The sequence below is a fragment of the Arthrobacter sp. Bi26 genome, from assembly GCF_918697925.1.
Lineage (GTDB): Bacteria > Actinomycetota > Actinomycetes > Actinomycetales > Micrococcaceae > Arthrobacter.
Window position 1 is genome coordinate 1 of sequence record NZ_CAKKMF010000137.1, and the last position, 7,944, is coordinate 7,944.

4 protein-coding genes and 2 tRNA genes are annotated in these 7,944 nt (G+C 66.1%); 4 read left to right on the forward strand and 2 right to left on the reverse strand.

The features are described 5' to 3' along the window. Positions 1 to 351 precede the first annotated feature (351 nt). The 4 genes from LQV16_RS22025 to LQV16_RS22040 all read left to right on the forward strand — a co-directional run bounded on the left by LQV16_RS22025 (position 352) and on the right by LQV16_RS22040 (position 5,318). Positions 352 to 1,500: a S16 family serine protease gene (locus tag LQV16_RS22025; protein ID WP_229995989.1), complete on the forward strand. Its 1,149-nt coding sequence runs from the start codon at positions 352 to 354 to the stop codon at positions 1,498 to 1,500. Between the two features lie 216 nt (positions 1,501 to 1,716). After that, positions 1,717 to 4,725 carry a UPF0182 family protein gene (locus tag LQV16_RS22030; protein WP_229995990.1) on the forward strand — a complete coding sequence of 1,003 codons (3,009 nt, stop codon included), beginning with the start codon at positions 1,717 to 1,719 and terminating at the stop codon, positions 4,723 to 4,725. A gap of 207 nt (positions 4,726 to 4,932) precedes the next feature. After that, positions 4,933 to 5,006: transfer RNA gene (locus LQV16_RS22035), tRNA-Met, on the forward strand. 235 nt (positions 5,007 to 5,241) lie between these two features. Beyond that, positions 5,242 to 5,318: transfer RNA gene (locus tag LQV16_RS22040), tRNA-Met, on the forward strand. A gap of 119 nt (positions 5,319 to 5,437) precedes the next feature. Here LQV16_RS22040 and LQV16_RS22045 read toward each other — a convergent pair. Together LQV16_RS22045 and LQV16_RS22050 are read right to left on the reverse strand one after the other, a co-directional pair. Beyond that, positions 5,438 to 6,862 carry a deoxyribodipyrimidine photo-lyase gene (locus LQV16_RS22045; RefSeq protein ID WP_229995991.1) on the reverse strand — a complete coding sequence of 475 codons (1,425 nt, stop codon included), beginning with the start codon at positions 6,860 to 6,862 and terminating at the stop codon, positions 5,438 to 5,440. Between the two features lie 144 nt (positions 6,863 to 7,006). Further along, positions 7,007 to 7,798 carry a PspA/IM30 family protein gene (locus tag LQV16_RS22050; RefSeq protein WP_229995992.1) on the reverse strand — a complete coding sequence of 264 codons (792 nt, stop codon included), beginning with the start codon at positions 7,796 to 7,798 and terminating at the stop codon, positions 7,007 to 7,009. Positions 7,799 to 7,944: the final 146 nt, after the last annotated feature.

The window sequence follows — 7,944 nt, forward strand, 5'->3', positions numbered from 1 at the left end:
TGCCCGCCCCGCCCATCAGGTTCTTGAGCATTTCGGCCAAGGGATCCTTGGGTTCCTCGTCGCCATTGGACGGATTGAGTGGGTTGGAGGTCATGATCCCGCCGATCGTCGGTGTGGCTGCTTCTCAACTTCACGGTACCCCTCGGCAAGAGCGGCTGTCTGCCGAAACCGCGCCACGTTCGCTGTAGGCAAAGAGCGGTCCGGGGTGCCAAGCGCGTAGGCTTGGAAGTTGGAATATTTGCACGCGGCAGCCTCGGGTTTGGCTGCGGCCCTGGTGCGTGGTCGCGGTGTCCTTTCAGGCTTGTCCTGCCGGGGCCGCCGGCCCTCGTGCCGGCACGGAGAGGTCGTTCAATGACAGTCACCCAAGGTGAGCAGCCCGCCAGCGACCCAGCGGCCGGCCCTGTCCGGGGCAGGAGGGCGCGGCTGGCCGGCATGGGCGTGCGGCGCAAGCGCAACAACCGGTCATCAGCCATGCTGGTCTCGGGGCTGCTGGCCGTTGCCCTGGGCATCACTGCGGTGAGCCTGCCGGTGCCCTACGTGATCGAGTCTCCCGGACCCACCTTCAACACAATCGGCCAGGACAACGGCAAACCGGTCATCAGCGTCAGCGGCCATGAGACGTTTCCCGCCAAAGGCAGCCTGGACCTCACCACGGTCTATGTCGACGGCGGTCCCAACGGTCCCGTCAGCGTCCTCGAGGCGTTTTCGGCATGGCTCAACGGGACCAAGGCCGTCTACCCGCAGGAGCTGCTGTTCCCGACCGGCGTCACCAAGGAGCAGTCCCAGCAGGAGAGCGCGACGGCGATGACCACCTCCCAGGAGAACGCCGTCGCCTCGGCACTGAAGGAACTGAATATTCCGTTCGGGCAGAAACTGCAGGTGGCCGGCCTCCCGGACGACTCCGCCTCGACGGGGCTGCTGCAGGCAGGGGACGTCCTGGTCTCCATCAATGACAAGCCCATCACGGCCCTCGGCGTCGTCCAGGCGGAACTGGCCGCCGGCAACGGCAAGCCCGTCAAGGTCATTGTGGAACGCGCCGGCGGCCGGGTGCCTGTCACCATCACTCCGGCCAAAAACAGCGCGGGCCGCTTCATCCTCGGCGTCTTGCTGCAGTACAAGTTCACCTTCCCGTTCAACGTCACCATCTCCCTCGACAAAGTCGGCGGCCCCAGCGCGGGCATGATGTTCGCGCTTGGCATCATTGACACCGTCACCCCGGGCGACCTGACCGGCGGCAAGCACGTCGCGGGAACCGGAACCATCACCCCGGACGGTGCCGTGGGACCCATCGGCGGGATCGCCCAGAAAATGCAGGGGGCGCGGTCCGGCGGGGCCACGTTGTTCCTGGCCCCGGCAGCCAACTGCGACGACGTCCTGGGCCACATCCCCGACGGCCTGCAGGTGGTCCGGGTGGAGAACCTCACCGAGGCCCGCAAAGCGGTTGAACTGGCCGCGTCAGGCGGCGACACATCGGGCCTTCCGGTCTGTTCCAGCAACTAGACTGACCGCGGAACTAAGCGCCCTCCCCACTCGTGGCACTAATGACGGCCGCCGCCGTCCCGCGGGGACCCTGCTGCAGGGCCCTGACGGAACGGCAGCGGCGGCCGTTAGAATGCATCAAACCCTGCAATACCGGCACTTAGCCGCCCGACTGAGTCACAGCAGCGACTAATAACTAAAAACCAGCAGTAGACGACCAGCTATGAGGTACCGAGTTTGTCCCGTCCCGCCAGCCCTGCCCCGCCCGGAAGACCCCAGACACGACGCGGCGCCCTGACGCCGACGCTCATCATCGTGGCCCTGATCGTGGTCGGATTCATCTTCTTTGCCAATGTCTGGACGGATGTCCTCTGGTACCAGCAGCTGGGCTTCTTCGAAGTGTTCATGACCGAGAACCTGGCCAGGATCGGGATCTTCATGACAGGTTTCGCCGTCATGTTTACCGCCGTCTTCTTCGCCATCCGGATTGCCTACCATGCGCGGCCGGTGTACGCTCCCGACTCGGAAATCCGGGACAACCTGAACCGCTACCAGGCCCAGCTCGAACCCGTGCGGCGCGTCGTGATGGTGGGCATTCCTATCCTCTTTGGCCTGTTCGCCGGCAGCGCCGCCGCCAGCCAGTGGCAGAAAGTGCTCCTGTTCTTCAACCAGGAGGCCTTCGGCCAGAACGATCCGCAGTTCGGCCTGGACATCAGCTTCTACCTCATGACCCTTCCGTTCCTTGGCTTCGTCACGGGGTTCCTCATCAGCGTCACGGTGGTCGCAGGCCTTGCCGGCATCCTCACGCACTACCTTTACGGCAGCATCCGGATCATGGAACGCGGAATCTTCACCAGCCGCGCCGCCCAGATCCACCTGGCTGTCACGGGCGCTGCCTTCCTGGTGCTGATGGGCGTCAACTTTTGGCTGGACCGCTATTCCACCGTGCAGAACAACGGCGGGCGCTGGGCCGGTGCGCTGTACACGGATGTGAACGCCGTCATTCCGACCAAGGCCATCCTGGCCGTGGCCGCGGCGATCGTCGCCGTGCTGTTCATCGTCGCCGCGGTGATCGGCAAGTGGCGTCTGCCGGTGATCGGCACCGCCATGCTCATCATCACGGCCATCCTCGCCGGCGGCGTCTACCCGTGGGTCATCCAGCAGTTCCAGGTCCGGCCCTCGGAGCAGACGCTGGAGAACGAATTCATCAAGCGGAACATCGCAATGACCCGCGCCGCCTACGGCCTGGACAAGGTTCAGGAGAAGCGGTACAACGCCACCACCGCAGCCACCTCCGGTGCGCTGGCTCCCGATGCGCAGACCACCGCCAACATCCGTCTGCTCGATCCGAACCTGATCTCGGATGCGTTCTCGCAGCTTGAACAGTACCGGCCTTATTACCAGTTCCCCAGCGCCCTGAATGTGGACCGCTACGAGATCGACGGCAAGATCCAGGACACGGTCATCGCCGTCCGTGAACTCAACCCGGACGGGCTGGCGACGAACCAGCAGTCCTGGCTGAACCGGCACGTGGTCTACACGCACGGCTATGGCGTCGTCGCGGCCAAGGGCAACAAGTTCACCGTGGACGGCAAACCGGACTTCCTGCAGTCGGGTATCCCGTCCAACGGCGCGCTCGGCAACGACTCGACCTATCAGCCCCGCGTCTACTTCGGCCAGGACTCGCCCGACTACTCGATCGTGGGTGCCCCGGCCGGTGCCGCGCACCGCGAGCAGGACCGGCCGGCGGCCAAGGAAGGCGACGGCGAAACGCAGTACACCTTCACGGGCAACGGCGGCCCGAACGTCGGCAGCTTCTTCAACAAGATCCTCTACGCGATCAAGTTCCAGTCCTCGGACCTGCTGCTTTCCGACGGCGTGAACGCCGAGTCCCAGATCCTCTACGACCGCAACCCGCGGGACCGCGTCGAAAAGGTGGCGCCCTACCTGACCGTGGACGGCAATCCGTATCCCGCCGTCGTCGACGGCAGGGTGAAGTGGATCGTGGACGGGTACACCACGAGCCCGTACTTCCCGTACTCCCAGCAGGAGCAGCTCTCCGCGGCGACGGCCGACTCGCAGACCGCCGCGAATCGGACGGTAGCCCTGCCGAACAGTTCGGTGAACTACATCCGCAACTCGGTCAAGGCCACCGTGGACGCCTATGACGGCTCTGTGACGCTGTATGCCTGGGATGACCAGGACCCGGTACTGAAGTCCTGGCAGAAGGTCTTCCCCACGTCGGTGAAGCCCTATTCCGAGATGTCCGGTGCGCTCATGAGCCATGTGCGGTACCCGGAGGACCTGTTCAAGGTGCAGCGCGAACTTCTTGGCCGCTACCACGTGACCAACCCGGACAGCTTCTACACCAACATTGACGCCTGGTCCGTACCCAACGACCCCACCGTCAAGGACGAGGTCAAGCAGCCGCCGTACTACATGTCGCTGAAGATGCCCGACCAGGACAAGCCGGCGTTCCAGCTGACCTCGTCGTTCATCCCGCAGGTAGTCAACGGCAACGCCCGCAACGTGCTCTACGGCTTCCTGGCCGCAGACTCCGATGCCGGCAACCAGAAGGGCGTCAAGGCGGACAGCTACGGGCAGCTCAGGCTCCTGCAGATCCCGCCGGAGACCCAGGTCCCGGGCCCCGGCCAGGCACAGAACAAGTTCAACTCCGACCCCACCGTTTCGCAGGCACTGAACCTGCTGCGTCAGGGTGCGTCAGCGGTGCTCAACGGCAACCTGCTGACCTTGCCGGTCGGCGGCGGCATGGCGTATGTCCAGCCCGTGTATCTGCGGTCTACCGGTGAAACCTCCTACCCGACGCTGCAGCGCGTCCTGGTGGCGTTCGGCGACAAGATCGGGTTCGCGCCCACGCTGGACGAGGCACTGAACCAGCTGTTCGGCGGAAATTCGGGGGCCGCGGCAGGGGACTCGGCGAACAAGGGTCAAACGCCGGCCACGCCCACCACCCCTGGGGGTACACCGGCAGCGCCTGGCACCACCGACGCGAAGGCAGACCTGAAGGCCGCCCTGGACGAGGCCAACGCCGCGATCAAGGCCGGCCAGGACGCCCTCGCAAAGGGCGACTTCGCGACCTATGGTGACCAGCAGAAGAAGCTGGCCGCCGCCTTGCAGAAGGCGCTCGAGGCCGAAGCGAAGCTGGAAACCCCGGCCGCCCCGGCGGGCACCGCCTCGCCGTCGGCCACACCGTCGGCCACTCCGTCAGCGACGGCGGGCAGCTAACGCAGCGCTAGCGACCAACGGCAGGCCGGGTTTGCCCTCTCCGGAGAGGCGAACCCGGCCTGTGGTGTAGACGGGCCGGCCGCGGTCTGCGCGGCTTTGGCCGCGGGGCCCCGGGGCCCGGGCGGAAGCTCCGGCGGGCGGCGAGATACACATCACGCCACCTCGATTTGGCCTCAAGTTCACCGGCAGGTAGAGTTGATCTTGCGACGCGGGGTGGAGCAGTTCGGTAGCTCGCTGGGCTCATAACCCAGAGGTCACAGGTTCAAATCCTGTCCCCGCAACTGGAGAAAAGGTCCGGAACATTGGAAACAGTGTTCCGGACCTTTTGCTTTAAGCGTTCCGGACCTTTTGCTTTAAGCACTGACTAGGCACCGCGACCGCGACCCGGAACCCGCGCGACGGGACCCGACACAACCGGCGACCGGAGGCGAGCCGGACATCCCTGGACCGGGACTGGGGCAGGTTTGGGGCCGTGGTCAGGACGGCCCGGAAACTAGGGTAGAGTTGATCAAGCGACGCGGGGTGGAGCAGTTCGGTAGCTCGCTGGGCTCATAACCCAGAGGTCACAGGTTCAAATCCTGTCCCCGCAACCAGGAAACACCAGCAGTACACAGAAAGGCCCGGATCTGATGATCCGGGCCTTTCTGTTTCCTCTGCGGGCGGCTACCTCTGGGGCGCCGCCCGGGCCCTCTTACGGGCGCTCAGCCGGCCGTCAGCCGTCCTGGAGCCGCTGATAGGTCGCCAGTGCGCGCGCCCGGGACTCGGCAAGGTCCACGATGGGTGCGGGGTAGCCGGGGGCGGCGCCGTTAGCTTTCCAGGGCTCGTGGACGGCTTTGTCGTCCAGCGCGGCGAGCTCGGGAATGTACCCGCGCAGATATCGCCCGGCGGCGTCGAACTTCTTGCTCTGCGTAACCGGGTTGAAGATCCGGAAATACGGCGAGGCGTCGGCCCCCGAGCCCGCGACCCACTGCCAGTTGGCCGGGTTGCTCGCGGCATCGGCATCCACCAGCGTGTCCCAGAACCAGGCCTCGCCCAGCCGCCAGTCGGCCAGCAGGTTCTTGACCAGGAAGGACGCGGCCGCCATCCGCACGCGGTTGTGCATCCAGCCCGTCTGCCAGAGCTGGCGCATGCCCGCGTCCACCATCGGGTAGCCGGTGCGGCCCTGCTGCCAGGCTTCCAGCTCGGCTCCGGCCGCCGGCTGCCACTCGAAGCGGTCGAACTCCGGCCGGTAATTCCGCGTCGCCAGGTCCGGATTCTCATAGAGCAGCTGCCAACAGAATTCCCGCCAGCCAAGTTCGGAACGGAAGATCCCGACGTCGGCCGGCGCTCCCGGCGCAAAGCTGTCCCGCAGTGTGTGCCAGATCCGGAAGGGGCTGATTTCGCCAAAACGCAGATGCGGAGAGAGCCGGCTGGTACCTTCGACGCCGGGGACGTCGCGGCCGGTGCCATATTCAGCCGCCGGCCCGTCCACGAAATCCGTGAGGCGGCTGTAGGCGCCAGCTTCTCCGGGGGTCCAGGTGGCAGCCAGCCCGGAGCTCCAATCGGGATCACGGGGGAGCAGGCCCCATACGTCGAGTGTTTCGCTTGCCGGCAGGCCGCCGCTGCGGGTGCGTGCCGGGGCCGGCAGCTGGTCCGGGGCCTCCAGAGGGTGCCGGGGCTCGGTGCCGGCCAGGCAGGCCTTCCAGAAGGGCGTGAAGACCTTGTAGGGGCCCCCGCTGCCGGTCCGCACGGTCCACGGCTCGAACATGAGGTTTGCCTGGAAGCTCGTGGCGTTCATGCCCGCGTCAGTGGCCCAGCTCTTCAGGCCGGCGTCGACGGCGCGTTCTGGCCCGCCGTAGCGGCGGTTCCACAGCAGGGTGTCGGCTGACGTCTCCACCGCGAGGTCCTGGATGATCCGGGCGGCCGGGCCGCGGCGGAGCACCAGCCGCGAGCCGGTGGCCTCCAGCGCGGCGGCGAGCCCGGCCAGGGAGTGGTGGAGCCACCACTTCACTGCTCCGCCCAGGGGCCGGACGCCGGGCGACTCCTCGTCCAGGATATAGACGACGGTCAGGGGTGTGCGCAGGGCGGCGGCTTCCGCCAGTGCCGGATTGTCATCCAGCCGGAGGTCGTCACGGAGCCAGACAAGGGTCGCAGACATGGATCCACGGTACACGCGCGGCCGCCGTCACGGCCGGCGGTGCGGTGCAAAAGGGCACAACAAAGGGCCGGGCTCCGGCGGGCGACCCTGAGGTGTCAGGCTCACCCGCCGTAGTCCGGCCCTGGGTCAGGAACGGCCGGCCGGTCAGAGCTTGTCGAAGTCGGCCTCGTCGACCGTGGAACCGGACTCGGTGCTCCGGTCCCCGGTGCCGATGGCGGCGGGGGAGCCGCCGGACTTCAGCGCTGCCAGCCGGGCTTCGATCTCGGTCTGCTCGCCCAGGTCTTCCAGCGAGTTGAACTGGGCGTCCAGGCTCGACTCGGCGAGTTCCTGCTGGCCGCGGACCTTGGCTTCCTCGCGGCGGATCTTCTGTTCGAAGCGGCCCACCTCGGAAGTGGGGTCCATGATGTTGATGCTCTTGAGGGCGTCGTGGACCTGGCTCTGGGCCGCTACGGTCTTGGACCGGGCCACCAGCTCATTGCGCTTGCTGGTCAGCTCGTTGAGCTTGCCCTTCATCTGGTCAAGCCCGTGCTTGAGCTTGTCCACCACCTCGGTCTGGGATGCGATGCTCGGCTCTGCGGCCCGGGCCTCGTTCTCAGAGCCCATCTGGCGCTGCAGTGCAATCTTGGCCAGGTTGTCGAACTTCTCCGCGTCTCCGACGTCGCCCTTGGCGCGGTATTCGTCGGCTTTGCGTGAGGCGGCGAGGGCCTTTTTGCCCCAGTCCTGGGCGTTGCGGACGTCCTCGTTGTAGTCGTCCTGGAGCATGCGCAGGTTGCCGATGGTCTGGGCCACGGCGGACTCGGCCTCCGCGATGTTGTTCGTGTAGTCGCGGACCATCTGGTCCAGCATTTTCTGCGGATCCTCGGCCTGGTCCAGCAACGAGTTGATGTTTGCCTTCGCCAGCTGCGCCATGCGGCCGAAAATGGACTGCTTAACCATGGTGTTACCTTTCGTCCTGCTCCGTTGTCTCACTGATTCCAGTGATCGATGGTGTATCGCATCTATTCGCTGTCCGGTCCGGCCGGCGCGTGGTCTGTACTCTTCCCGTCAGTGTTTCCCGTCCGGGGGCGGCCACAGCCTAGAAA

Excerpts from the sequence above, each read along its gene's own strand:
- LQV16_RS22025 (WP_229995989.1), top strand. The coding sequence starts at position 352 with ATGACAGTCACCCAAGGTGAGCAGCCCGCCAGCGACCCAGCGGCCGGC.
- LQV16_RS22045 (WP_229995991.1), bottom strand. The coding sequence starts at position 6,862 with ATGTCTGCGACCCTTGTCTGGCTCCGTGACGACCTCCGGCTGGATGAC.
- LQV16_RS22050 (WP_229995992.1), bottom strand. The coding sequence starts at position 7,798 with ATGGTTAAGCAGTCCATTTTCGGCCGCATGGCGCAGCTGGCGAAGGCA.